We start from the raw sequence: 25,915 nt of genomic DNA on the forward strand, positions 1-25,915 counted from the left end.
ATTCCCCTTGTTGCGACAGGTTGCCTTGGGGCGAGATGAAAGGGTTTTGCTTAGCCGATTTGCGATAGCAGAAGCAGCGCTACGGAACCCATGACAGATGCTCTGATTGCCGTACGCTCGGCCTCTTTGATTAAATCCTCGATATCACCAGCCGGGTCGCCCAACGGCCCATCGAACCAAAGGTTCAGGGAGCCGCCGTTGTTCAATCGTTTCGGTTGCACTGTGCTGATAATTTCACCGAGATCTCTGGCAAGCATGGAAACCTTCCAGGTTTGAGGGGGCTTTTCAACGTCCTAGCGCGTCTGGAAATACAGGGCAATGGGTTCACGAAAAAGTAACGTTGGTCACGAAGCGGTCATATTTTTTGGGCTTTGCTGTTTCGCATGACAATGAAAAAGGGCCGGAAGCTTTTGTGCTTCCGGCCCTTGCTTGCCCAATGGAATTGGGTTTCGATTTGAAGGTCGTTAGACCTGTACCGAAGTAATGATCTGGGAAAGGGTGTCGATGGTCTGGCGCAGTTGGCGCAGTTCTTCGGCAGCGACGTTCATGTCCCCAACCAGTTGCTCGGAGGTTTCACGCACGTCTTCCACGGATTGGTTGATATGCTCGGAAGTGGCGGATTGCTCCTCGGAGGCCGTGGCAATGGCCCGTACCTGGTCAGAGGTATTGACGGCCAACTCCACAATTTCTTCCAAAGCTGCTCCCGATGCTGCTGACAATTCGCGGGTGCGCACAACAGCCTTGGCCGCGTGCCCCATGTCCTCGATACTGATTCGCGAGACATCCTGAATGGCGGCAATGGCATCGCCCACTTCCTTGGTGGCGCCCATGGTCTTCTCTGCCAGCTTGCGGACTTCGTCGGCCACCACTGCAAAGCCTCGTCCTGCATCACCAGCACGAGCGGCTTCGATGGCAGCGTTCAAGGCCAACAGGTTGGTCTGGTCGGCAATATCGGTGATGACGTTCATGACCGAGCCAATACCTTCGGCGTAGGTTCCCAATTCTTCAAGATGCCTGCGCAGGGTTTCCGTATTGGCATTGACCTCGTCCATGGCGCTGGTGGCCTCGAGGACCACGGCGGCTCCGTCATGTGCCTTGTCTCTCGTCAGGGAAGCCTGTTCCGCGGCATCGGATGCGTTGCGCGCTACTTCCATGACAGTGATATTCATTTGTTCCATGGCTGTGGCCGTGTCCACGGAACGCGCCGTCTGGCGATCGGCTGAGCTTGTGGCTTCTGCCACCAGCCTGTCCAGATCGGTGGCGGCTTTCAGGGCTTCTCCGGTGACGCCCTCGGACTGGCGGACGGCATCGGCGATTCGTTCCGCCTGAGCCATGACTTCCGCTTCCTTGCGCCGCAGGTCTGTCAGGTCCTGATAGATGCACAACGCGCCCATGAGCTTGTTATTCATGTCGAACAGGGGGGAGGCATTGATCAGGATATTGCGCTTGCCTCCCTTGCGACCGACAAATTCGACTTCCTTGTGAGTTACGGTGTGGTGCTCAAGGCTTTCAGCCAGGACGGTGCGGCGTTTCTCACCATAAAAGAACATGGAGACATCCTGTCCGTAATGCTGATCGGGCTGACCTTCCTGTTCCAGAATAGTGATCAGGCTCGGATTGGTGCGGACCAGAATTTCGTTTGTATCCACGACGACATAGGGGGTGTCGATGCCATCCAGAACGCCATTGGCGAAGGACAGTCTGTGTACCAGTTCGTCGGTCATGGTGTTCAGGGAATCAGTGGCGGGGCTGGTCTTTCCCTCTGTCGTGAAACGTGCATTCAGGTCACCATCGGAGATGCGTCGGGCGTCGTTCTCAATGGCTTTGAATGCGGCGTTGCGGCGTGTGGATTGCCACACCAGTGCCAGTATGCAGCCTGCCAGGGCAGTGGCAAGAGTGATGGTCATGATATTGATCATTGTTCTCCCTGTCCGGTGTCGATGAATCATTTGTTAAAGTGCAGCTTCGCCAATGGGACTGGGCGAATCCTCAGGCTACACCTTCGAATCGGTAGGAAATAGTGCAAGGGCTGCGCCAAGGTTACGATCTGATGACCAAACGCGCGATGTCCTTGTCCTGCAATGATATATCACACTGTTTGTTTCAGGGAAGCGGTTGTCCGCGACTCGCGCTTGCCCAAGAAAGTCTGATATAGCGGACTCTCTTGGGCTGCTGTCCTGTTTTTCGGACGTGGTGTTGCCTAGCGAGGCAGGTTGACCGTGATACCCCGAGGGGTGGTCATGACGCTGTGCCGGGGGACGGGTCCTTTGCAGTCGATGACGACGCGGACAAAGGACTGCTCCGGGTGCCAGCCCATGCGAATGCTCTTGGCTTGTGTCGAGGAGGGGACAAGTCGTAACGCCGCTGGCGTGGGGCGTTTTGTGACAGGAGTGTCCACCACGATGCGGGGCGGGTTGGTCAGGGAGAAGGTCTTGAAGCGTGGAAGAGGGTCCGAGGTGGCAATGAAAACGGAGAAGGATTGAGTGTCCTGCTTCCAGTTGACCCCGGCAAAGGACGAAGCGGGCGCAGGAACATCGGGAGTGCTGGCAAGGGCTTTGCGGGGCAAAGGTTTTGGATTGGGGACCGCGATCTGTTTGGGCTCAGTCGGTTTGGGTGCAGTGCTGATGGAAAGCTCAGGCGTTGCCTTGGCGTTGAGTGTCTCGGGAGTGCTCACGGCGTAGCGTAGATTGTTGGGAAACAGGCCGCGTTGCTGCAAACGGGTGCGCACGTCTGTTTGCCGTTGACGAAGCTTTTGATGGGCCCGGTCCAGGCGTCCGAGGCGGGTCGGTGCATCAAAGGCCCCATAGTTCTCCATAATGCGGGCGCGCTGGACAAGGAGAGAGGCCTTCTGAACCGTCAGTTCCTGATGCAGGCGCAGCAGGTCTTCTGTTTTTGCGGGAGCCGCTGGGCTGATCCGCTCCGCTGGTTCTTCAGCACGGAAAAGGCCACACCCGGTACCACTGAGCAGGATAATGAGCAGGCTCATTATCAGGAGGGGGCGATGGGGCATGGCTGTGCTCCTGATTATTGTTCGGTTGGTTGTTCGGCTTTTCCTGCCTCGGGCAGCGGCTGGGGTATCGTTGTTTCGTCACCGAGGGGTGGTTCCGTCATTGCGGGGGTATCCGCTGTTGATGTTGCCACTGGCATCGCCTGTTCCAGAGAGGCCGGAGCTGTTGATTCTGTCGTTTCTGCCGGCATCGATTCGGGTTGTTCCTCGGCGTTCGGTGCCGTCATCGAAGTCGGAGGCGTCATGGCTGTGCCGTCATCCTTGATCGCCAGGACATAGGGGCGGTCAACAACCCATTGCTCATGGACCACCCTAAGTGATTTTGGGCGATTTTCCCAGCTGTCCCAATATTTGCGTTGTATGCCCAGAACCAGTTTGGGTTCTTCGGCCGTCATGCGCTCAATAAGGGGCAGGTCCTGGGTCTCGAGGATGTTGTGGCCGCAGTAGTAGGTGTAGACCCCGGAGTATATCTTGTAGGCCACGGGGGTGTATCCCTGATCGATGTATTCACCCATGAGTTCGCCTTGGGCTTTGGGGCTCATGGCCCTGTCCAGGGACGGCAGGGTAATCAACATCAGCGGCTGCACCCAGATCGTGACCAGCAGTCCCAGAGTCAGCAGGGCGGCGGGCGGTGACAGCCTGCGTCCGAACCACAAGACTGCTGCGGCAAGGGCCGATGCCAGAGCCACCCACCACAGGCCTTCGATACTGATGGGCCATTGGTGGAAGAAGTTGCCAAAGGGCAGGGTCACGGCAACAAAGGCAAAGAGTCCTCCCGTCCAGATCATGAATCGGGTGGCCTTGTCCTGCTCCAGATTCAAAAAGGCTCGGGCAATGAGTAGGGCCAGAGGCGGGAATAGCGGCATCAGGTAAACGATGATCTTGGTGGACAGGCTGCTCAGCAGCAGGAAACCGGATAGCACCTGAACCCAGAGAAAGACGGACCCTGCGGAGTCTTCTTTGCGTGACGCCATTACGCCGGCCCAGAACGAGCCGCTGACAAGCCGTTTCAACGGCAGAGCCACCAACAGGAACGTCCAAGGCAGCAGTGCGGCAGGCAATGTCGCAAAGTAATGCCAGAAGGGCTGCTCGTGGTGCGAGGCATCTACTGCTCGCCTGTAGATCTGCTTGTAGAAAATGTTGTTAACAAGGTCTCTCTCGCCGCCGAACCAGGCCGCTGCGATCCACCCTGCAAGTACCAGTAGGGCGAGGCCGAAACCAATGGCGACATCGCGCCTGAAGAAGCGTTTCAGGTTGCCTCGCCATGCCAGAAACACAAGGCTTGTGAGCAGCGGAAAGACCAGCCCGAGTGGGCCCTTGGTCAGGGTTGCCACCGCAGCCAGCAGGAACCCTGCGCTGGTCAGGCCGGTGGCCCGGTCACGCTCCCAGGCCAGGAACAGGCAGATGTGCGAGGCCGTAATCAGCGAGGCAAACAGCAGGTCCATGCGCGAGTAATGCGTCAGCCCGATGAAATAGAAGCAGGTCAACAGAATCAGCCCGGCTCCAAGGGAGACTTCACGGCCTGCGCGCAGGACAAAGCGGGACAGAGCACAGGTGGCGGTGATGAACATCAGGCCCGAGAGTGCGGCTCCGGCCATGAACAACGCGGGTGTTGGTCCTTTGAAGATGGGCAGCAGCGTTGTCAGAAACCAGAAGTATACGGGCGGTTTGTCCGGGTAGGGAACACCATTCAAGTACATGACCAGCCACTTCTTGGCCTGGATGACGTGCTCGAAGACGTTGGCGTAGCGGATTTCATCGGAAAACCACAGCGCTCTGGAATCCAGTGCAAAGACGGTTTGCAGGACCAATAGGGCCATCAGAAAAAGTAAAGGTGCGAAAGCCAGCACCTTGAATAGACGGGACATGAATTTATCCATGATGGGGTGAATCCTCTCCCCCACCAAACACGTAGGTGGTCCATCCGGCGCACGCGCCGAAGAGCCAACCGAAAAAGACGTCGGTGGGGAAATGCATGTTCAGGTAGACACGGGAAAAACCCATGGCTGCCGCAAAAAGCCCGAGCAGCAGTGTGGTGCGCCAGCGCTTCAGCCAAAGAGCCAGGGCCAGGCATGACCCCATAATTTCCGCCGAGTGCCCCGAAGGCAGTGAATGGTAATGGGGATCGAAGGTCAGGAATCGGTACAGATATTCACCGGTCTCGGGGCGTGGGCGCCCTAGGGCCATTTTTGTCAGATTGACCAGAACAAAGCAGATCAGTAGCTGCACCACGACATAGGTCAGAGTGTAGCGGGTTCGACGTTTGTCATGATGCTTCCAGCCCCGGTAGAGGATGGCGAGGAATGGGATATACAGAATCGGGTTGCCCCAGTCGGTGATGAATCGGATGAGGCTTTGGAAGGACGGGTTCTGCCATTTGTGAATCCTGAATGCGGCGATGGCCTGGGCTTCGGAGTCGAAGACCCACATCAGCACCAGCAGCATACCCAGCAGGGGCAGCGAAACAAGGACGAAGTGTCCGGCTAAAGCGGCATGTCGCATGCGCAGTGTATAGGGGATGGGGCTGCGAGTGGCAAGAGTCGGCTATGGTGCGAATAAGACTTTTCTTTGACGCTGGCTGAGGTATAATCCGAGTGTGTTCTGACTTTGTGATGAGTTGTCTCGGATGGAGCATAGGCCATGAGAGTAATGATTCTGATGCTGATTGCTTTTCTTTTCAGTGGGTTGTGGGTCCAGCATCAAGAGGTGCGCCAGCTGCGCAGCCAGGTGGACGAGCAATCGATCAGGCTGGAAGGACTGGAAGCCGAGTTGCGTTCCCGAGGCGACATCAGTGATTTGTTCACGAGATTCATCGTATCCAACCGCAAAAAAATATTGGACCTGCAACGCACCCGCTCGCTGACGGTGACGGCCTATAGTCCGCGGCTTCAGGAAACGGATTCCACGCCCCATGTCACGGCCAGCAACAAGCCTGTGCGCCAGGGAATTGTGGCTGTATCGCGGGATCTGTTTGATTCGGGCTGGGTGTTTGGCAAGAAAGTCTACATCAAGAATTTCGGGATTTTCACCATCGATGACTTGATGGCAGAGAGCAAGCGCAATCATATCGATATTTTCATGTTCGATACCCAAGCTGCGCTGAGCTTCGGGAAGCAGGTTCTGACTGTCAGCCTTGTGGATATGTAAGGATTATTTTCTGGAACCATCAAGCTTGTAATGCTGATCCATGCGGATCTGCTTGAGATAATCCCGCATCTTGAGGCGTACCCCGAGCCATGCCCCGCAGCCCGCACCGATGATGTTGGCGATAAGGTCCGCCAGTGACGGCTGACGCAAGGGGACGAACGCCTGCGCCACTTCCAGCCCCGCACCGAAAAGAATGACGGCACCAACACCGGTGAATGCTGCACTTCGTGTGGCAAAGCCGCGCATGGGCAGGAGCGCCAGCCATGTGTAGACCAGTAGATGAAACAGCTTGTCCTGATGCGGGAAGAGTGATGGCGCGTCAGAGCCAGGGGTCAGTGACAGCCAGGCCACGGCCGCAAGGGAAGCGGCCCACAGGGTCAGGATGAAAGGGCGTGTGCTGGACATGGGGCGGACTGTACGCGCGCTGAAGTCCGGAAGCAAGGGGCGGATGCTGTCTTAGGCAGCCTTTTCACCTGCCTGCTTCGACATGGCCTCGTCAATTTCCTTCACCTTCTCGAGAACCCTGGCAAAGATGTTTTTGATCTTGGTGAATTCCTTCATGCCATGGGTGCCGCCCAGCTTGGACATGGCCGCGATATCCATGAATTCATTATAGATGTAAGGAGTGTACAGTGGGTCCTGCTTGAGGAACATCAGTACGTGTCCGAGCATTCCCCGGATCTCTCCCTGCTTTTTGGCTGACTTCTTGAACATCTTGTGCAGGCGCTTCTGTGCGGATTTGAGTGAGGACGTCCAGGCGCCAAGCCTGGGTTCGAATGTGGGCCTCGTGCGAGGAGATTGCGCACGGCCCATGGCCAAGCCGAAGCGCTCGAGGGCACCGTCCTTGGAGGCTAGCAGGTCGCCCCTGGTGATGTCATCCAGAGTCACCACAGTGGAACCTTCGATTTCCAGGCCCCCTCCATAGAGATTATAGACTGGGATATCCATGCGCTTGCAGTCGACTTGCATATCGCGCTGGGCGGTGACGTATGACATGGCCGAAATGATTTCTTCGCCGTGCATGTTCTTGAGCTTGACGTGACGGACCGGGTCAAAGGCTCGCTTTGTGGGCTGTGCGTGGTGACCTTTGACGTGGCTGTGTTCACCCTTCCAGGCGAAGTCCTGGCCCACCAGCAACATTCTGGAAATACCGCAACGCTCGAAGAAGCGCATCAGCGCCACGGACACGTTACCACCCGCGTCCATAACGTATTCGAGGTCTCGCATGATATAGGTGGCCAGACCACCGATGGTCCACATGGGAATGGTGGGACCTGGGTACATCTCGATGACGTCGGGGCGGACCTTGGTGGAATAGATGAGGGGAATATCCTTGGCCCATTCCATGTCCAGGCGCTTGAAGACGTTTTTTACCCCCGGGCTGTAGTCAATGACCATGCACATGTGTGGCTTGATGCCCTGGGCATGGACAGCGGGCAGGGTTTGTAATGCCGTGGCGTAGAGTGCTCCTCCGGGATTGGCGGCGATCTGCGGACCGAACTCGGCCAGTGATGGTCCTGCGCCAAGGATGACGCCTGTCAGCCCTTTGGCAGAGTCGGCAAGCCCTGTGACGCTGCCGTTGGCAAAGGCCTGTCGGAAGTTGCCGATCTCGTTGCCCACCATGGTGTCCTGCATGCGCCTGAGCGTTGTCAGTTCCATGGCGATGTTTTCCATGGTTTTCTGGGCGGTTTCGGACCAGCGGGCGTATTCAGGCCCCAATTGACGGCTGGGGATGTCGGATCTGAATTTTACTGCACCGTAAATGAATTGCAGGTCAAAGGCGCAGAGGGCCTGGTGCAGAGCCTCGGGATGTGGAGGGATGAAGGTCAATCGTCCCTGTTTGATGAATCCGGTGTAGTCGGTCATGGCCAGGCAGGCTGCCAGCAGTTCGGGCCTAGGTTCCAGTACGGCCACGGGATGAAGCGGCGGGAGCGTGGTCAGCAGATGGTTCAGGCCATAGCCCAGATTGCAGCCCACGATCACTGTGGCGCTTTTGGTCGCAGGCTCGGGGGCTGTCCAGCGGCTGTAGTATGCTTGGGGGGGGACATTGGCAAACATGCTGAGATTTTCATTCAGCGGCAGGTCCACTAATCCGAAGCGATTGACCACCAGTTGATTTTCCAGAGAGATCAGGTCAAAATCCTGGCCGCGGAGCCAAGGGACTACAGGCGATTTCTTTTCTTCCAGTGCCTGAAGGTTTGCTTCCAGGAATTGGTACAGTTCCATTTTCATCTCCGTGCCCCATAAGGGCATTGTGCGGGCTCTCCGCGTTGCGCCAGTGATCGACCTGCTTTACATTTGCAAAGACCTTGCCACTGAATATGTAGGCAGGATTCTGGCTCGAACGAGTTGCCCTGACGAATGCCTTGTTCATCTAACATATGGAATATGATGATGATTTATGATGATATTTCCCAGCTGACAGGCCACACGCCACTGGTCCGCCTGAACCGCATCACTGCCCGTTCCGGTGTCGGGATTTTGGCGAAGGTCGAGTATTTCAATCCTGGTGGCTCCATCAAGGATCGAGTAGCCGCAGCCATGATCAATGCCGCAGAGCAGCGGGGTGAATTGTCTCCCGGCAAAGTCATCATCGAGGCCACCTCGGGTAATACGGGTATCGGGCTGGCCATGGCCTGTGCAGTCAAAGGCTATCGGCTGAAGCTGCTCATGCCCGAGACCGCATCCGAAGAGCGCAAGCGCACCATGCGTGCCTATGGGGCCGAGATCGTCCTCACCGAAGGCCATATGGGGACCGATGGGGCCATTGAAGAGGCTTATCGACTGGCCCGCGAAGAGCCGGACAGGTATGTGCTCATGGATCAGTTCAACAACCCCGCAAGCATCGATGCCCACTATCAGGGAACAGCTCAGGAAATCTGGGATCAGACCGATGGGCAGGTCACGCATGTCGTGGCGGCTTTGGGCACCTCGGGTACGGTCATGGGCTTGGTCAAGCGTCTGAAGGAACTGTCGCCCGACGTGCAGGTCGTGGCGGTGGAACCCTATGCCCGTCATAAGATTCAGGGTCTGAAGAACATGCAGGAGTCCTATCCTCCCGGTATCTTCAATAAGCATATGCTGGACCGCATCGTGCGGGTGGAAGACGAGGAGGCCTTTGACCATTGCCGCCGGCTGGCGCGCGAGGAAGGATTGCTTGTCGGCATGAGTTCCGGGGCCGCTCTGGTGGGTGCCCTGAAGGTTGCCGAGGAGTTGGACTCGGGCTCGGTCGTGGTCATCTTTCCCGACGGCGGTGAGCGGTATTTGTCCACACCTCTGTTTGCTCCGCCGGATGAGCAGGGGGTGCGTATCGAGAGTGCTTCGGGTGGTGATGCCCATCTGGGTGCGGGTACGGGGCAGCTCTGCCTGTATACCGTGGGACCGAGCCTGGACAGACCCGATGATCCCGAGTTTTGGCGACGATTGATCCTGCTGGATGTGCTGGCTCGCAAGCTCACGCGTGATGGCTGCGAGGTCAGGATTGCCGCCGGGCTGGCAGATATGGATGATCGCTCCATGACCGCTGCGCGTGCTGCCCACATGCCTCGTGCCGAATTTGCTGCTGTGGTCCGGGACAGGATTGCGGCGCAGGCCAAACTTCTGGGCCTTGGCGAACGAGTGGCTTTTCCCCTTGCAGGGGATTGTAAAGTACAGAGCCTGGAATTGTGCGAGAAGCTGCTCTCTTCCGGTCGGGCATATGAGAAGCTGCGCAGTGTGTATTTCGATGTCCTGCGTGACCCGGACTACGGTCAGGTCTGCAATGTGGACATGGACAAGCTTTCGCTGGGCAAGACCGTTGATCTGGCTGATTATGTGAAATCAAATCCCCAGGACTTTACCCTTTTGAAGCGAGCGACTCTACAGGATATCAAGGATGGCGAATTCTGGCAGACCCGCTGGGGTAATGTTCGTCCCAGTTGGTTCATGCAGATGGCAGCGGCTGCTCTGTGTTCCGTGGGCAGTCCCACGGTGTTCCTGGGGGGTGAATCTCACCGATTCCCGCATATGGAGAATCTTCGGGCGATCTGGTCGGTGAGTGGAAAGGCCTCCCCCGGAGCCTGGATGGCATCCATGCCCGTGATCGAACCTGACGCCCATGGGACCAAGGCCGATGATGCCTTTGACCAGGCCAGCCTTGGCGGACTTTTTGACGCTGGTTATACCCCCGCTGCGGTGCGCCTGTGGCTTTCTTCTGCCAGCTATCACAAGACGTTGGATTTTTCGCGTTCGACCTTGGGCATGTGGTCCAAAAATCAGCGTACGGTGCAGGATTTGGCTGTGTCACTGGCGGCCTTGCCTGTAACTGAAGGCGGCGGCGGGATTGGCCCCGAAGTGGAGCAGATGCTCGTGGACGTCAAGGGCGCTTTTCGTGCCGCCCTGGACGACGATCTGTCCCTGTATGCCTTTTGGCCCGAGTTGTTTTCATTCTGCCGGGGTGTGAAAAAACTCCTTGGTGCTGATCGTTTGAGCCCGGATGAAATTACCGCCTGCCGGGAACGGCTTGGAGATACCGATGCTGTTCTTGGTATTCTGGACGCAGGGGCCATGCCCGTACTGCAGGCTGCGTGGCCGGATGAAGCAGCACGCCTTGTCGCTGAACGTGAGCTTGCCCGTCAGGGCAAGGATTTTGAGCGTGCCGATGTGTTGCGGACACGATTGATCGAGTTGGGCTTTCGGGTGGAAGACTCTGCGCAGGGTGCGCGCTTGTATCCAAATTCATGATAGAATATTATTGATAAATCAAATTGAAAGCCCCTTGAAAGGGGCTTTTTTGTTGATAACAGGTGGGATTCTGCTGTTGTTTTAGGTGAGATTCGATGCAACGCCTGTGGGACAATAGAAAATTTCAATCCTCTGTTACAAAAAGGAGTAGATTTAATGAAAAAGAGGTGTCTTTGTGTTTTCCACATGTGAGGATGCTTGGCTGGCGCGGCCTAGCGGTTAATGCCTGTTATTATTGCATAAAACTGTTCTTGATGGTACTTGTAAATTGCCTTTGGTCGTCGGTCCGGTCATCAGTTGATGATCCTGCGCAGGGACTGCGTTGTCGGGGGAGGATCGGCGACCAAGGGCTAATGATTCGTGAGTGCATGTCACGATATTTTTCGGCCTGTATAAGGTCCGTTTACATACTTCCCCTAGCCGCCTGTCTCTCAGGGGCTTCCCGACCGGTTGATCGACCCCGACTCGATCCCCGGTTCCCTATGGCAGGACGGTCTTCCACTCCCAATAGCAAAGCCCTCGGATACTCCGGGGGCTTTGCGCCTTCAGGCGGCTGAAAAGGACGCGCCTGCTTCGTTGCTCGGAGACAACTAATCCTCTCGTATGCGCAATACGAATCGGGCTTGTTGCCTCCCGCGCCCATTGTCGCCGCCCCATGAAAAAGCCCCGCGAACTTGCGTTCGCGGGGCATATTGGTGCTGTCATGTTTTCGCCCCAGGGGGAGATTCGGGTGGTCAGGGTGTGCCGCGATTGCGGCTCTTGCCCACTGCGAATTTCTTGGGGTCGATGTGGTATTTTTTCACTTTGTAGTTGATGATTCGGTAGCTGGCCTTCAGACCACGGGCAGCCTGAAGCATGTTGCCCCGTGACTTCTTGAGTGCATCCACAAGGATTTCCTGCTCGAAGCGGGCCACTGCTTCCCCAAAGGACAGTTGCGAGTCCGTGGCCGAACTCTCTGCTGTCTGTAGGCTGGGGGGCAGGTGATAGGTCCGGATGACTTCCTCGTCACAGATCAGCACGGCACGCTCAAGGCAGTTGCCAAGCTCACGTACGTTTCCTGGCCAGTGATACTGGGAGAGCAGGTCGATGGCCGGGGTGGAGATGCGTTTAACACTTTTGCCGTATTCCTCGGAGAACTGCTGCATGAAGTGTTCTGCCAAAGGCAGGATGTCCTGTCTGCGCTCCCGCAGGGGCGGAATGAAGATGGGGAACACATTAATGCGGTAGAACAGATCTTCGCGGAAAGTGCCGTCCTCAAGCATGGTCTCCAGAGGACGATTGGTGGCACAGATCAGGCGGGCATCCACCTTGATGACCTGCTCGCTCCCCAGGCGTTGGATTTCCTTTTCCTGAGTGGCGCGCAAGACCTTGGCCTGGGCATCCAGGGACAGCTCCCCGATTTCATCCAGGAACAGGGTGCCGCCGTCTGCCAGTTCGAACATTCCCTTCTTGTTGGCAATGGCACCCGTGAAGGCGCCCTTCTGGTGTCCGAACAGTTCGGATTCCACCAAGTCGGCGGGCAGGGCCGCGCAGTTGAGCTTGATCAGGGGTTTGTTCTTGCGTGGGCTGACGCTGTGAATCGCCTCGGCGAACAGCTCCTTACCGGTACCGGATTCGCCCCTTAGAAGCGCAGTGGCACGGCTGGGGCCCACCTGGGATATCTGCTGCAACACCAGGCGAATAGGCTTGGATGCTGCCACAATGTTGGGATGGTTATAGCCGTCACCCGCTCCAGCGACCATGCCCTGTGCCAGAAGATGGCGCTGCATGGCCATTTCTTCCTGCAGGGAGGCCACTTCCTTGGCCACCATGGCGGCCACGACCTTCAGGAAGGCGCAGTCAGTGTCCAGTGCTTCGGCGGGGCCGGAAGGGACGTCCACGGAGAGGGTACCGAGCATGTCTGTGTGCCCGCTGTCCTGGCTGCGCACAGGGACGCAGATGAAGCCGAGTCGGCCCATCTCTTCCTTGGTGCGTCCGAAGGCCAGGTTCAGGAAGGGCGCATGGTCCTTCATGACGGGCACGATCACCGGTTTGCCGGTTTCCATGACCTGCCCGGTGACTCCCTGTCCCGATTCATACGAGACCTGGGAATACTTCTGGGAGCCATAGGTGACGGATAGCTTCAGGGTATTTGTTTCAGGATCGAAGATGGTCAATAGCGCCCGCTTGTATCCGTGCGTTTCGCACAGGATTCTGAGCAGGGCCTTCAGGCCGGTTTGCATTGCCCGGCGAGGGGCCATTTCCTTGATCACCTTACGCAGCGTACCGAAATACGTTTTCAAGTGCTCATTGGAGACGGTGAGTGCCATAATATCTCCGGTTTCCCGATACTCTGCTTAGGATACGGCCTGGACGCCGAGTTCAATGGCGCGCAGGTTCATGTCCACGATTTTGGGCTTCAGGCTGTTTTTGACCGTGTCTGCGAGCTCTGCGGGAGTCAGCGGGATGGTCCCGGTGGCGCAGAGTGCTCCCAGCAGGGCCACGTTGCCGCACTGCACGGCTCCGGCCTTGATTCCAAGGGTCTGGCAGGGCAGGAACAGGGTCCTGGCCGCACAGGACTCAGCTTTGGCCACGATGGCGTCCAGGTCGGGGTACGTCTCACGGCCCATGGTCACGCCAATGGGGGCGATGGGCTCCGAGTTGCTGACCACGGTACCGTTGGCTTTCAGGTAGGGCAGGGCCCGTAGGGTTTCCAAGGGCTCGAAGCCCAGCAGGATGTCAGCCTCGCCATGGGCGATGCGCGGACTCTTGAAACCGCCGATGAGCAGGGTGGATTCCACGACGCCGCCGCGCTGGGCCATGCCATGGACTTCGCCTGCGGTCACTTCCAGGCCTTTGGCCATGGCGGCCTGGGCCAGGATGATGGTGGCGGTCAAGGTGCCCTGGCCACCAACTCCGGTGAAGAAGATGCGTGCTTTGGCCATTATGCGCTCCTTTTCCGGGCCTTGATGTCTTTGCAGACCTGCATGCAGAACATGCAACCCGTACACTGGTGTTCATTGATCTCGACCCGGCCTTGTTCGCTGTAGAAAGCGGGGCAGGCCAGATTGGCGAGGCAGTCGCGAACTGCTTCAGTCTGCTCGGCCACATAGGCCACCATGGGCTTGTGCTGGCGCAGGGTGCGCTTGGCAAAGAGCACGCAAGGCTCTTCGGCAATGAGTACCTTCACGCCGGGCAGAGCCCGCAGTTCTTCGATGGCTTTGGCAGTTGCCTTGTAATTGTAAGGGCTGGCCTTGACTACATTGCAGACACCGCAACCACGTACAATGGCCTCGATGTCCACCTGACAGGGATTGTCCCCGTGGATGGTGGTCGAGACGCCGGGATTGGGCTGATGGCCCGTCATGGCGGTGGTGCGGTTGTCCAGGATGACCAGCAGGATGTCGTGGTTGTTGAACACGCCGCTGACCAGTCCGGTCAGGCCGGAATGGAAGAATGTGGAGTCGCCGATAAAGGCCACAACGGGCTTACCCGAGGCCTTGGCGAAACCGCCGCCTGCCGAGACCGAAGACCCCATGCAGAGCAGGAAGTCGGCACAGGACAGTGGGGGCAGGATTCCCAGAGTGTAGCAGCCGATGTCCGAGGAGTAGACGGCTTCGTCTCCGTATGCCTTGCGCACTGCATAATACAACGAACGGTGCGAACAACCGGCACAGAGGTTGGGCGGACGCATGGGCAGCGGTCCTTCGACAACGCAGGAGCCCGTCTTGGGCAGACGTTTGCCAAGGACGCGATACATGGCGGCCCGGACTTCGGCGGTGGAGAATTCACCCAGTCGCGTCAGATCCTTGCCTTTGCCGGTGATCTTGATATCGATGCCCTTTTCCTGGGCCAGGGCGCGCAGCGCCTGCTCCACGATGGGCTCGCCTTCTTCGACAACCAGCACGGTGTCCACGCTTTTCAGGAAGCGGGCGATCTTTTTCTCGGGCAGGGGGAAGGTCATGCCCAGGTTGAGAACCTTGAATTCGCCTTTGCAGCCTTTCTCATCTGCAACGTCGGCGACATAGGCCCGGGCCATGCCCGAGGCGATGATGCCGATCTTGCCGCGTCCTTTCACTGTATTGTAGGGCGATTTTTCGGAGGCTTCCTGCATGGCGTCGAGCTTTTTCAACAACTCGGGGTGGCGCATGCGAGCCACGACCGGGATGGGCACAAAGCGCAGGGGAGCCTTTTCGAAGGCCGGGCCGAATTTGGCACCCGGAAGCTCTGAGAATTGCACGGGGCCGCGCACGTGGGCCACGCGGGTGGTTGTGCGCAGCATCACGGGCTGTCCGAACTCGCGGGACAGGGCAAAGGCGTCGCGGGTCATATCCTTGGCTTCCTGCGCGGTGCAGGGCTCGAATACGGGCAGTCCGGCAAGACGGGCGTAGTAGCGGTTGTCCTGCTCGTTCTGGCTGGAATGGCAGCCCGGGTCGTCTGCAGACAGCAGCACAAGACCGCCAGGGGTGCCGATATAGGCCAGTGTCATCAGCGGGTCGGCCGCGACGTTGACGCCGACGTGTTTCATGGTCACCAAAGTCGGGGCTCCGGCCAGGGCCGCGCCGCCGCCAACTTCCAAGGCGACTTTCTCGTTGGACGAATATTCAAAGTAATAGTCCGAGTCCGGCATGAGTCGGTAAAACATGTCCGGGACTTCGGATGAAGGGGTGCCTGGGTAACAGCTGACAAAAGCCACGCCAGCCTCAAGGGCTCCGCGTACAATGGCCTCGTTGCCGAGCAGGAGGTGCTTGTCGCCACCTTCCTTGGTCAGGAGCGGATGTGCCATCCGATTCTACTCCTTGAAATGAGTTTGAAAGGTCGGGCTAGGAGGATTTCTCCAGCTTAGCCTTGGCCGTTTTGATCTTGCCGGTGATGAAACCGTTGTCTGCACTCTGGTTGCTGGTCTGAAGCTCTTCCCAGCAGGACAGGGAGGTCTCCCAGTCGCCGGAATGCTCGGAAGCATAAGCCAGGCGGTGCAGCACCAGCGCCTTGTATCCTTCCGGAATGCTGTCCCTGAGGCCCGCGAGCACAGCAGCGGCTTCGGCGTATTTGCCGGATTTGCCAAGCTCTGCGGCCTGGCCGAGGCTGGCCACGAGTCCAAGGTCGGCAGTGTCCACGTCGGACAGCTGCCCCCAGATGGCGGCGGCGCGCTCATGCTCGCCAGCGGCGGCCAGTGCTCCGGCCAGTTCAAGCTGGACGGCGGTGGACAGACCCGATGGGGCATCGAATTCTTCCAGGGCCTTGGCACGCTGGGCCGGGTCCTGAGTGGCAATCAGGGACGCCAGCTCAGTTCGGCTGTCGGCCAGCCGCGAGCCTTGGACGCTATCAAAGACGGCGTAACCGCCCACGATCAGGATCAGGGCTCCGATAACGCCCACGATGAGCTTGATGTTGTCGACGATGGCTTGCAGCAAAGGATGGAGGGACTCGTCCACTTCCTCGCCCAAGGCTCCAAGGGGCGCATGGGACTCTTGCTGGGGCATTTTTTCGGTCATTCGAGGTGATCCTCCCACAAGTGGCGTATTGACTTCCAGTGACGATTCCGCAACAAAAAAACGAGCCCGAACAATGGGCTCAAATCATGTAGACAGGCTTTACAGAAATGTCAAAAGGTCTTTTCCTGATTTCGGGTGTCTTACAGCGCACCTTTTTCTGTAATCGAATGACTCAAACCATTGCCGGCAAACGGCATCGAGAGGCCAGGATGAGGGTGGAGCGGGAGTTTATCCACCTTGATCGCGGCCAGAGGGAGTATGTATAATGGACGTTAAGCAGGAGATGCTCGAGTTGGCGCAACGCGCCAAGGCTGCCGCCAGAATCATGGCTTCAGCCGATGCCTCTTCCAAAGTTGCTGCGCTGGATGCCTTGGCCTATCTGCTGGACAAGGAGCGCGAGGCGATTCGTGTTGAAAATGCCAAGGACCTGGAAGCCGCTGAGGCTGCCGGTATGGATTCGGCGCGTATGGATCGGTTGCGTCTGTCCGACGCAGTCATTGATTCCATGATTCAGGCCTGCCGCGAGGTGGCTGCGCAGTCCGACCCCGTGGGCGAGGTGGAGCGCATGTGGAAGCGCCCCAATGGTCTGCTGGTGGGCAAGATGCGTATTCCGCTGGGTGTCATCGCCATGATCTACGAGTCTCGCCCCAACGTGACCGTGGATTCTGGCGTACTCTGCCTGAAGGCTGGCAATGCCGTTATCCTGCGTGGTGGTTCCGAAGCCATTCATTCCAATCGTTTTCTGGCTTCCCTGATCCACAAGGCATTGACCGATGCCGGATTGCCACCCGATGCCGTGCAGGTTGTGCCGACCACGGATCGCGAGGCCGTGACCGCCATGCTCAAGCTGGATGAATATATCGACGTGATTATCCCGCGCGGCGGCGAAGGCCTGATTCGTGCGGTTGTGGCCGAGGCCACCATGCCCGTGCTCAAACACTACATGGGTGTCTGCCACACGTATGTGGACTCCGAGGTCGATCAGGCCGAAGCGCTGAAGATCGTGTTCAACGCCAAGGTGCAGCGCCCCGGCGTCTGCAATGCCATGGAATGTCTGCTGGTGCATCAGGACGTGGCCGCCGAATTCCTGCCCAAGGTCGCCGCCAAGCTTGGCGCTGCCGGGGTTGAGTTTCGTTGCTGCCCGGCTTCGTTGCCGCTGATGGGCGAGACCGCCGTGCCTGCGACGGACAAGGATTGGGGGCAGGAGTTCCACGCCCTGGTTCTGGCCGTGAAGGTCGTGCCCTCGCGCATCGAGGCTCAGGACCATATTGCGGCTCATGGCTCCAATCATACGGAAATTATCCTGACCACCAACCATATCCGTGCCATGCGCTTTTTGCGCGAGGTGGATGCGAGCATGGTGGGCATCAACACTTCGTCGCGTTTCAACGACGGTGGTGAATTGGGGCTGGGCGCCGAAATCGGTATCAGTACCTCCAAGCTGCATTCCTATGGCCCCATGGGTGGGACCGAGCTGACCAGCACCAAGTTCGTGGTGTTCGGCGAAGGCCAGGTCAGGGGCTAGCATGAAGGTCGGGCTGCTGGGCGGTTGCTTCAATCCGGTGCATAACGGGCACCTGCGTCTTGCTCTGGAAACGGGCGAGAGACTGGGGCTGGACCGGGTGGAGCTTGTTCCGGCGGCAGTGCCTCCCCACAAGTCCGGTGACGGTATGTTGCCCTTCGGACTACGGGCCGAACTATGCGAGGCCGCAATTGCCGGAGTGGAGATGCTGCGCGTGAACCGCCTGGAAGGAGAGCGCGAGGGGCCATCGTATACGGTGGATACCCTGAGGGCATTGACTGCACAGCGGCTTGAGGATGAGTTCACCTTCATTCTGGGTTCCGAGGACTTGTTTGTGCTGCCTGACTGGCATCAGGGAGTGTTGATCCCCGGGCTGGTGAATCTTGCCGTGGCCGGACGTCGTGATGGTGGGCTGGAGGCCGTGCGCCTGTTCGTGGAGCAGACCTGGGCCGGAGCCGAGTCTCTGGACGACGCTTCCTGGCGCTTGCCGCAGGGCAGGCGGCTGAGCTTTATTCCTGCCGGGCGCCTGGATATCAGTGCTTCGGATATTCGCCAGCGCTGGATAGACGGACAGTCAGTCCGGGGGCTGGTGCCGGAGGCCGTGGAGCGGCTGATGGATGAGCACGGAGACGAGGTTCGTACGGTCTGGGAGAGTTGAGCAGTACGTTCGTATAGATTCCATTTTTAATTTACGATTAAAAAACGGCCCGTCTGAAATTTCAGGCGGGCCGTTATGGTGTTGTTTGAATGCAGGCTAGGGCACCAGATGGATATCTTCGTTGGTCACTTCGCCTTCGACATGGGCGATGTGCACAGCGTCATTCATGTCTCCAAGGTTGGGATCATACCAGAGGTCCCCATTGCTATCAAAGATGAATCCCTCGTCTCCATAGCTCCCGCTGGTGGTCGAGTCATCGTAAGCAGACCCCCAGGTCCAGAATCCGACATTGTTCTTGGGGACAGTGTCGTCTCCTGCGATGACCGTGTCGCAGACCGTAAAGATACCGGATGTGAAGGTGAAGTAGTCTTCGCCATGGTGGAAATCAATAATCTTGTCACCGGTTGCCCCGGCTTGTCCGCCATCCGAAAGGGCGGTGTATTTGAAGGCATCTGCGCCTGAGCCACCGTACATGGTATCTGAGCCGCCGGAACCGAAGAGGGTGTCATCTCCTCCGAGGCCAATCATGAAGTCGTAGTCCGCGTCGCCGACCATCAAGTGTGCGTCCAGGTCATCGATGTGGATGGTGGCGACGACGATGGAATCAGCGTCGGGCACGGTACTGAAGTGGCCTATTTTTTCTGCAGTGTCTCCAAAGCCGGAGTGTGGGTATTCATCGTAATAGAGATTACCTTCTGCATCGAGCACGAGGGGGGCCATGCTTTCTCCACTGACACCGGCCCAGTCGCCATTGGAAGCAACATAGTCGGCATGGGTGGAACTGGAAACAAAGAAGTTGGCGTTCAGAGTCACATCGGTGGTCGGAGTCCAGTTGGTCAGTGCGCGATCGATGACCAGCATGTCTTCGCCGGGGGTGAAGTCGCGATAAAAGTCTTCGAGATCAGCGTTGCTACCGCTATGCATAACTGGAAATAATCATCGCCTGCGTCGCCGTAGAGTTGGTCGGGGTCATCGTTGCCGTAGATGATGTCGGAGTCGGTGCCGCCGTGGATCTCATCCCCTTCGGTGCCGCCGTCCAGAAAGTCTGAGCCGTCGCCACCATGCAATTCATCGCTGTCATTGCCGCCTGAGAGGTTGTCGTCACCGGTGCCGCCAATGAGCAGGTCGTCCCCGTCGACACCCTGGAGCCAGTCTTCATCGCCTCCGCCGAAGAGGGAGTCGTTAGCCGCTTGACCGACAAGGGTGTCGTCTCCGCCATAGGCGCGTATGACATCTGCGCCGCCCGTTCCGTAATGGTCATTGGCCGAGGAGCTGCCATCAATGACGTTATCTGCATCGCTGGTGTCGAAGGCGCTGCCGTCCTCGTTGCCGGTCCAGGAGGTGCTACTATCATGGCCGCCGTCTCCTTCATCCTCGTCCGTATTCGCCCCCCCGGGAAGGGAATCATCATCGTCGTCATCGCCACCCTGGAGGGTGTCTTCACCTGTGCCGCCCTGGAGGGTGTCGTCCCCCCCCGTTTCCTCGCCGGTCAGGGCTGCGAACAGGGTCTGCAGCAGGTCGGAGGGCTGTTCCTCGGTGCCGAAGATCGTTTCGAAAAGCTCGGCCAGAATCTCTTCGGGGGTTTGTTCGCCGTCTCCGTCTCCGGTTTCGTCGCCTTCCCCCTCGCCTTCGCCACCGGCTCCGTCGCCTTCACCTTCAGGGACGTCGCCTCCACCACTCCCTTCCTGGCCGTCATCATCGTCGCCATAGAGGTCGCCTTCGGGAACGCCGATGATGGGGGCAGCGGCCTTGAAGAAAGCCTTTTCAAAGTCGGAGTAAGTGCGGAGTTCGCCGAAGGTGCCGTCGCTCAGGATATCCAGGATGGAATTGACAGCCGTCAGGAAACGAGTGCCTTCTTCTGTAGTGATGGTTACGTCCAGGCCGTCGTAGAGGAAACAACCAATCTTGGCCATGGCCCCTTGCACATCCAGATCGATACCGGTGCCACGGATGCCGATGGTGGCCAAGGGGGTCTTGACCTCGACGCCCTCGGGGTTGGCCTTGCCCACCTGCCCGGTGACCATGCGGAAGGTGCCCTGAGCCATATTGATCAGCATGTTGCTGGTCGAGGCATTGTCAGGGTCATAAATGAAACTGTCGATGGTCTGGCTGGCGTTTTCACCCTGCGCCAGGATGGATTCATCCGCGAGTTTGATTTCGATGGAGCTGCCCTGTGCGGTGAGAATGGTCTCACCTTCATGGATAGGGCTACCCTGAGACAGAATTCGTTCGCCGCCTTCGGAAAGCGCGCGGACTTCGCCGCTCAGGGCGACGACTTCTCCAATAGTCTCCATGCTGAATCCCCCCCTACAGAAGAATCATGACAGTAATCTTAATAATTAATTAAAAAAGTAAGGAGTTCTATAGCAGGGGAGGTGAGGGGCTGCAATATGTTGTTTTTGCCTGTGGTTGGGATGCAAGGGGGGAGGTGTTTCGATTGATTGTCAGCGCATGTGCAGTGAGTAGTGCTCCAAGATGTGACGAAGAAGGCCCGCCGGGTTGTTCCGGCGGGCCTGTTAAGCATCGGTCGTTGTGTGTGAGGTCAGACCGCTACAAGGGCAATATCGGCGTAAATCACATCGTCCCCTTCGATATGGGCCACCAGTTCCTCTCCGCTGGGGTTGGAGTTGGCAAGGTCGGTGTCGTACCAGAGGTCGCCGTTGCCATCGAAGACGAACCCTTTGTCGCCTGTGCTGGAACTGCCCGTCGCGCCGCTGTAGGCCCCGCTTACGGTGAAGAAGGAACTGGTCCCAGGGTGGGTGAAACCGTCGCCCGTGCCGGTCAGAGTGTCCGTGATGTTGTAGCTGTTTCCGTAGAATACGATTTCGTCGATGCCGGTCTGGAAATCCTTAATGGTGTCACCGCCGACGCCCTGCTGGTAGTAGGTGAATTCGTCGGCCCCGGAGCCTCCCCACATGGTGTCGTGACCACTCTGACCAGCCAGGGTGTCGTTTCCGGTGCCGCCCACCAGCAGGTCGTTGCCGAGGTCGCCGCTGAGGACGTCGTTGTCGTTGCCGCCGAACATGGTGTCGTTGCCAGCCTTGCCCCAGACGTCGTCATCGCCACAATAGGCGCGCATCAGGTCGTTGCCTGTCGTGCCCTCGAAACCCGTGTGGTGGTCGTCGACTCCGGACGTGCCGTCGATGACGTGGTCAGCTCCGGATTCGTTGAAGTTGCTACCGTCGTCGTCGCCGTTGGTCACGGTTGTCGTTGTGGTGGTGCCGCTATTGTCACCTGGCAGTGTGTCGTCATCGTCGTCATCATCTCCGGTTGCCAGGGTGTCGTCGCCTGTGCCGCCTGCGAGTGTGTCGCCCGTGGTGTCTCCACCGGTCAAGGCTTCGAAGATTTGTTGCAGAAGGCCTGTTGGTTGTTCCTCGGTGCCGAAGATTGTCTCGAATAATTCACCGAGGTCTGTTGTATCTCCTTCGGTGCCGTCTCCTTCGCCCTCACCGCCTTCACCTTCTCCGCCCTCACCACCTTCTCCATCATCTCCGTCGCCCTCGCCACCATCTCCACCATCATCGCCGTACTGACCTTCGTCCGGAAGGCCGAGGATTGGTGCTGCGGCCTTGAAGAACGCCTGTTCAAAGTCCGAGTAGGTGCGGATTTCGCCAAAGGTGCCGTCAGCAAGGATGTCCAGAATGGTGTTGACCGCATTCAGCAGGCGCGTGCCCTGTTCGGTGGTGATGGTCACGTCCAGACCATCATAGAGGAAGCAGCCGACTTTGGCCAAAGCGCCCTGGATATCGAGGTCGATACCTGTCCCTCGGATGCCAATGGTGGCCAGGGGGGTTTTTACTTCGATACCTTCTGGATTGGCCTTGCCGACCTGCCCGGTGACCATGCGGAAGGTGCCTTGGGCCATGTTGATCAGCATGTTGCTGGCCGAGGCGTTGGCTGGATCGTAGATGAAGCTGTCGATGGTCTGGCTGGCATTCTCGCCCTGGGCCAGTATGGATTCATCTGTCAGTTCGATTTGAACCGAGCTGCTTTGAGCTGTGGTTATGGTCTCACCCTGGTGAATGGGGCTCCCCTTGGTCAGGATGCGCTCTTCGCCGTCGCTCAACCCACGAACATTACCATTTAAAGCAATGACTTCCCCGATGACATGCATTCCGAATCCCCCTCCCACTCTGTAAATGGGTGACGCAAGAGAAAAGAATCACTGTATCGCTTATAGCAATTGTAGCAAGTTGCTGCAAATGGTGTTTCGAGTTGCGGTGTTCCTTTGCTGGTTATTGAGGAGTGCGGCGGGGGGGTGCTGTGTTTCGTCGGTCTTGTCTTTGTTGGTGCGTGGAAACGTGAGAGATGCGAACAAGGTGTATGGGAAGGGTGCGAGGAACTTCGGAGGGAAAAGGGCGTGCGTAAAGAGGGCGGGCGTATCAGGCGGCGCTGGGGTCGTCCGTAGCCAGAGCGAGATGGTGCAGTATTTCGTCTGGGGCTTCTGCGTAGTCCCCCGCGTGGGAGGAGGCTGTTGTGCCATCCTGGTAGATGAGTGTTGTTTCGTAGGTGTCCCAGGTGCCGTCGTCATCGACATCGAATAAGCTCACGGAACGTTGAGTCCCGTCAGCATAGAGCAGGTTCGAGCTGCTTTGGTTCCAGTGTCCGTCGGCATCAGTGTCCAGCATGGTTTGGGTTTCTGTGGCGCCATCTTCATACAGTGTTGTTGTCGTCGTCTCGGAGGAAATCAATTGCTCTGAATATTCAACTCTGATGACAGGAATCGGGATATGTATAGTGAACCAACCACATCTGATTGTATGGTATACGATGCCGAGGGAGTAATGTGGAGTGAAGATATGGGTGTCAGTGGTGGTTGTTTCGGAATCCAGAGGGCTTGAGCTCCAGTCATCATAAGGATTTGCAGGCGCTTGTGTCAGGTCGTCTGATACGCCGCCGCCTATCAATGTTGTGGAGCCGGAGTCGAATGGGGAATTGGCCGGTACCATGTTCTGCACTATGGAATTCGGGAACATGGTGTTGCTGTCCGCAGAGTCCTGGTCTGTGGAGGAGGTCGGGACGCTCTGTGGCTGTGGGGCAAGTTCAGCCTCGGTGCCATCCCCGTGAGTGGCAGCGGCCAGTGTGATGTCGGGACTTCTGTCCAGCTCTGCGTTCGAGTTGACGTGCGAGGGCGTCTCTTCCTCGGAGGAGGACTTCTCCGCAACCTCGGTCTCCGTCCGGGAACCGCCACCAAACCACCGCGCGAAGAGGGATGCTATGTCACTCCCATGATCTTCGAAGAAGTCCTGTGCATAGTTGTACAGCGAGCGTGTCTGATCCTGCGGTGATTCATCGGCTGGGGGTAGCGGGGCTTCGGCTGTGGCGATGACGGCGTCATGGTCGAGCCCGGATGTGGTGGAAAGTCCGTCATCCATGCCCTGAAAGAGTGTGACGGCGATTCCGTTGGTTGTCCCGTTGGTGCCAAAGTAGGTTTCGAACAGTGTCAATAGTTCCTGGTGATCACTCTCTTCGAAGTCAATGTACGTCGTCCCAAAATCCGAAGTACTGAGTTCGGCGTAGTCGTCGTGTGTTTGGTCTGCTCCGGTATCGATTACTTCGGCTTCGATAACCTCATGTGTAGCTTCTTCGGAGAGTGGTGCCGCAGCCTTGAAATAGGCTCTTTCAAAATCGGTATACTGTCGAATGCCACCGATGCGCCCACCGGCCAGGATATCCATGATGCTTCCGGGGGTCGTGATGGTGGCGGTGCCCAAGGCTGTTGTCACTGATAAATGAGGGGCGGAGCCCATGACGCTGCCAACCTGAGTCAGTCCGTCGCGGACCACGATGTCCCCACCGTGCTCATCCATCTGGATGCTGGCAGTATTGGAGGAGACGCGAATGCCTTGGCTTTCGTTGGAGGCGATGTTTCCCGAGGTGATGCGGAATGTGCCGTGATCAATGTGAAGATCGAGGCCCCACTGGTCCGGAAGGCTGGGCTGGAAGGAGAAATTCTGAATGATGAAACTGGAAAACTCGCCGAGAGAGATGATGGTCCCATCAGTGAAGGCAACCTCGGCGTGAGCACCTGCGGATGTTGCGACAGCGGCTCCCGCAGGGACGCTGCCCCCGGTCTTTAGTGGTTGCTCGTATTCTCCGACCGAGAAATGCGCTGAACCAGTGGTGGCGGTTATGGTTGCGACGTTGTCCACTATAACCCTCATGATATATTCATGAAATTGCTTGATACGTTAATTGTTGTTGGTGAACTGTATCCGAGTCCTGTTTTCAAGGCAAGGGTTCTGCCTTGGAATACAGAGGGTTATGTTTGCCTGCGAAAAGGAGACTCCCGCAGGGCTTTGGTAGGCTGTCGTACGCGCAGGGAATTCGGGAAATCTCCAGTTTTTGTTCTGTAGCAGGGGCAAATTCAATGTGGAGTTGATGATGAGTTCAAAGTGTGAGATACAAAACAGTGCGGGGATTGATCGTTGACGTGTCTGTTTCATTGGGGAATGCTATAGTTATGTTTGATACGCCAGCTAAACGAGTCCGAGAGGATGTTGCCAGGGCCAAAAGAGCATTGGCCAAGGGCGAGGTTGTGAGTTCCGTTGAACATTTCTCGAACGCAGTACGGGAAATGATGGGCTCTCAGATCTTTGGCAGAGAGAAATTCGAGGTGGAGGTGCATGCTCAGGAATACCTCAAGGATTTCAACCGCCATCCGGATATCAAGAAGTTTTTTGCCGACAAGAATATCCACGTTACCCCGTATGTGAAGTTTACCCGTGGTGAAGAACGGGCTTTGCTGGAAGCCATTGAAAAAATCTTGGGCGAGATGAATGAGGGGAAGCAGCAGGCCGATCAGGCTGCAGAAGTCAAGAAAGAGCGACGTAAGGAAGAGCTGCTGGAAAAAGGGCAGTACTATCTGGATAAGAAAGAGTTTCCCAAAGGGAAAAGCATCCTGCGGGGCGTAGCGGAAGAATTTGGGCATGAAGATGGAGTGCGAACGGACATTGGACGCAGGCTGCTGAAGGCCGGGTTGTACTTCGAGGCAGGCGAGGTCCTTGAAGAGGCCATCGGACAAAACTCCAGAGACAGTCACGCTTTGGCCTTTGCGGTTCAGGCCTACAAGAATGCGCGCGAATATCCCAAGATGGAAAAGATGTATAAAATCGCGCTGAAAAGCTTTGGCTCGCATCCCAAGACGCTACTGCATATGGCCGAAATGTATCTTGATTGGCGAAAATATGACGAAGCCTATGATTTTGCCAAACAGGCCTTTGACGGAGATACGTCACTGACCGAAGCCCAGGAAATTATTGATACTTGTGGCAAAAGAATCTTCAAACATTGATCTGTCTGGAGATGAAAAAGCCCCTTGGATCAGAGGGGCTTTTTTTTGGAAAAGGCAACCCCTTTGACTGGGCGACGTGAGGAGCGTTTCT

General features: G+C 57.4%; 20 protein-coding genes. 5 read left to right on the forward strand and 15 right to left on the reverse strand.

The features are described from left to right. Positions 1-50: 50 nt before the first annotated feature. The 5 genes from EL361_RS00955 to EL361_RS00975 form a co-directional block, all read right to left on the reverse strand. A complete protein-coding gene (locus tag EL361_RS00955) occupies positions 51-257 on the reverse strand; it encodes a hypothetical protein (RefSeq protein WP_126375715.1) in 207 nt (68 codons plus the stop codon). 207 nt (positions 258-464) lie between these two features. Further along, complete coding sequence (locus tag EL361_RS00960) at positions 465-1,919, reverse strand: methyl-accepting chemotaxis protein (protein WP_232034842.1); 1,455 nt, start codon at positions 1,917-1,919, stop codon at positions 465-467. A 281-nt stretch (positions 1,920-2,200) separates the two neighbouring features. Continuing rightward, positions 2,201-3,010 carry an AMIN domain-containing protein gene (locus EL361_RS00965; RefSeq protein WP_126375717.1) on the reverse strand — a complete coding sequence of 270 codons (810 nt, stop codon included), beginning with the start codon at positions 3,008-3,010 and terminating at the stop codon, positions 2,201-2,203. 14 nt (positions 3,011-3,024) lie between these two features. Beyond that, the gene (locus EL361_RS00970; protein ID WP_126375718.1) at positions 3,025-4,887 is read right to left on the reverse strand and encodes an ArnT family glycosyltransferase; all 1,863 of its coding nucleotides are present in this window, start codon (positions 4,885-4,887) and stop codon (positions 3,025-3,027) included. Continuing rightward, positions 4,880-5,509: a phosphatase PAP2 family protein gene (locus EL361_RS00975; protein ID WP_126375719.1), complete on the reverse strand. Its 630-nt coding sequence runs from the start codon at positions 5,507-5,509 to the stop codon at positions 4,880-4,882. The genes EL361_RS00970 and EL361_RS00975 overlap by 8 nt, the downstream gene beginning before the upstream one ends. 138 nt (positions 5,510-5,647) lie before the next feature. Here EL361_RS00975 and EL361_RS00980 point away from each other — a divergent pair, with 138 nt between their 5' ends. After that, on the forward strand, positions 5,648-6,154 hold the full coding sequence (locus tag EL361_RS00980) for a 3D domain-containing protein (protein ID WP_126375720.1): 507 nt from the start codon (positions 5,648-5,650) through the stop codon (positions 6,152-6,154). A 3-nt stretch (positions 6,155-6,157) separates the two neighbouring features. On the opposite strand, the gene EL361_RS00985 is transcribed toward EL361_RS00980, so the two are convergent. Together EL361_RS00985 and EL361_RS00990 are read right to left on the reverse strand one after the other, a co-directional pair. Then, on the reverse strand, positions 6,158-6,559 hold the full coding sequence (locus tag EL361_RS00985) for a VanZ family protein (RefSeq protein WP_126375721.1): 402 nt from the start codon (positions 6,557-6,559) through the stop codon (positions 6,158-6,160). Between the two features lie 51 nt (positions 6,560-6,610). Continuing rightward, positions 6,611-8,380, reverse strand: coding sequence for a motility associated factor glycosyltransferase family protein (locus tag EL361_RS00990; RefSeq protein WP_172961576.1), 1,770 nt, complete (start codon positions 8,378-8,380; stop codon positions 6,611-6,613). Positions 8,381-8,548: 168 nt separating this feature from the next. Here EL361_RS00990 and EL361_RS00995 point away from each other — a divergent pair, with 168 nt between their 5' ends. Further along, the gene (locus EL361_RS00995) at positions 8,549-10,876 is read left to right on the forward strand and encodes a cysteine synthase (protein ID WP_126381224.1); all 2,328 of its coding nucleotides are present in this window, start codon (positions 8,549-8,551) and stop codon (positions 10,874-10,876) included. A gap of 734 nt (positions 10,877-11,610) precedes the next feature. Here EL361_RS00995 and EL361_RS01000 read toward each other — a convergent pair. From EL361_RS01000 to EL361_RS01015, 4 genes are read right to left on the reverse strand one after another with little or no spacing between them, the layout of a single operon-like run. Further along, complete coding sequence (locus EL361_RS01000) at positions 11,611-13,185, reverse strand: sigma-54-dependent Fis family transcriptional regulator (protein ID WP_126375723.1); 1,575 nt, start codon at positions 13,183-13,185, stop codon at positions 11,611-11,613. A gap of 27 nt (positions 13,186-13,212) precedes the next feature. Further along, a complete protein-coding gene (locus EL361_RS01005; RefSeq protein ID WP_126375724.1) occupies positions 13,213-13,800 on the reverse strand; it encodes an indolepyruvate oxidoreductase subunit beta in 588 nt (195 codons plus the stop codon). Further along, positions 13,800-15,641, reverse strand: coding sequence for an indolepyruvate ferredoxin oxidoreductase subunit alpha (gene iorA / locus EL361_RS01010; protein WP_126375725.1), 1,842 nt, complete (start codon positions 15,639-15,641; stop codon positions 13,800-13,802). The genes EL361_RS01005 and iorA overlap by 1 nt, the downstream gene beginning before the upstream one ends. Positions 15,642-15,678: 37 nt before the next feature. Then, on the reverse strand, positions 15,679-16,350 hold the full coding sequence (locus tag EL361_RS01015) for a hypothetical protein (protein ID WP_126375726.1): 672 nt from the start codon (positions 16,348-16,350) through the stop codon (positions 15,679-15,681). Between the two features lie 265 nt (positions 16,351-16,615). On the opposite strand from EL361_RS01015, the gene EL361_RS01020 reads away from it, so the two are divergent. Both EL361_RS01020 and nadD read left to right on the forward strand, forming a co-directional pair. After that, on the forward strand, positions 16,616-17,875 hold the full coding sequence (locus tag EL361_RS01020; RefSeq protein ID WP_126375727.1) for a glutamate-5-semialdehyde dehydrogenase: 1,260 nt from the start codon (positions 16,616-16,618) through the stop codon (positions 17,873-17,875). Between the two features lies 1 nt (position 17,876). After that, a complete protein-coding gene (nadD, locus tag EL361_RS01025) occupies positions 17,877-18,530 on the forward strand; it encodes a nicotinate (nicotinamide) nucleotide adenylyltransferase (RefSeq protein ID WP_126375728.1) in 654 nt (217 codons plus the stop codon). A 96-nt stretch (positions 18,531-18,626) separates the two neighbouring features. Here nadD and EL361_RS01030 read toward each other — a convergent pair whose 3' ends face one another. The 4 genes from EL361_RS01030 to EL361_RS01045 form a co-directional block, all read right to left on the reverse strand. Next, positions 18,627-19,391 (reverse strand): calcium-binding protein, encoded by a 765-nt coding sequence (locus EL361_RS01030; protein ID WP_172961577.1) that lies wholly within the window; start codon positions 19,389-19,391, stop codon positions 18,627-18,629. After that, positions 19,367-20,824, reverse strand: coding sequence for a FecR domain-containing protein (locus tag EL361_RS01035; RefSeq protein WP_126375730.1), 1,458 nt, complete (start codon positions 20,822-20,824; stop codon positions 19,367-19,369). The genes EL361_RS01030 and EL361_RS01035 overlap by 25 nt, the downstream gene beginning before the upstream one ends. A gap of 248 nt (positions 20,825-21,072) precedes the next feature. Next, positions 21,073-22,644, reverse strand: a complete 1,572-nt coding sequence (locus EL361_RS17015; protein ID WP_172961578.1) for a FecR domain-containing protein — start codon at positions 22,642-22,644, stop codon at positions 21,073-21,075. A gap of 268 nt (positions 22,645-22,912) precedes the next feature. Beyond that, the gene (locus EL361_RS01045) at positions 22,913-24,682 is read right to left on the reverse strand and encodes a FecR family protein (protein WP_126375731.1); all 1,770 of its coding nucleotides are present in this window, start codon (positions 24,680-24,682) and stop codon (positions 22,913-22,915) included. Between the two features lie 311 nt (positions 24,683-24,993). On the opposite strand from EL361_RS01045, the gene EL361_RS01050 reads away from it, so the two are divergent. Beyond that, positions 24,994-25,824: a tetratricopeptide repeat protein gene (locus EL361_RS01050; protein ID WP_126375732.1), complete on the forward strand. Its 831-nt coding sequence runs from the start codon at positions 24,994-24,996 to the stop codon at positions 25,822-25,824. The last annotated feature ends 91 nt before the right edge of the window (positions 25,825-25,915 follow it).

The organism is Desulfovibrio ferrophilus, from assembly GCF_003966735.1.
GTDB lineage: Bacteria > Desulfobacterota > Desulfovibrionia > Desulfovibrionales > Desulfovibrionaceae > Desulfovibrio_Q > Desulfovibrio_Q ferrophilus.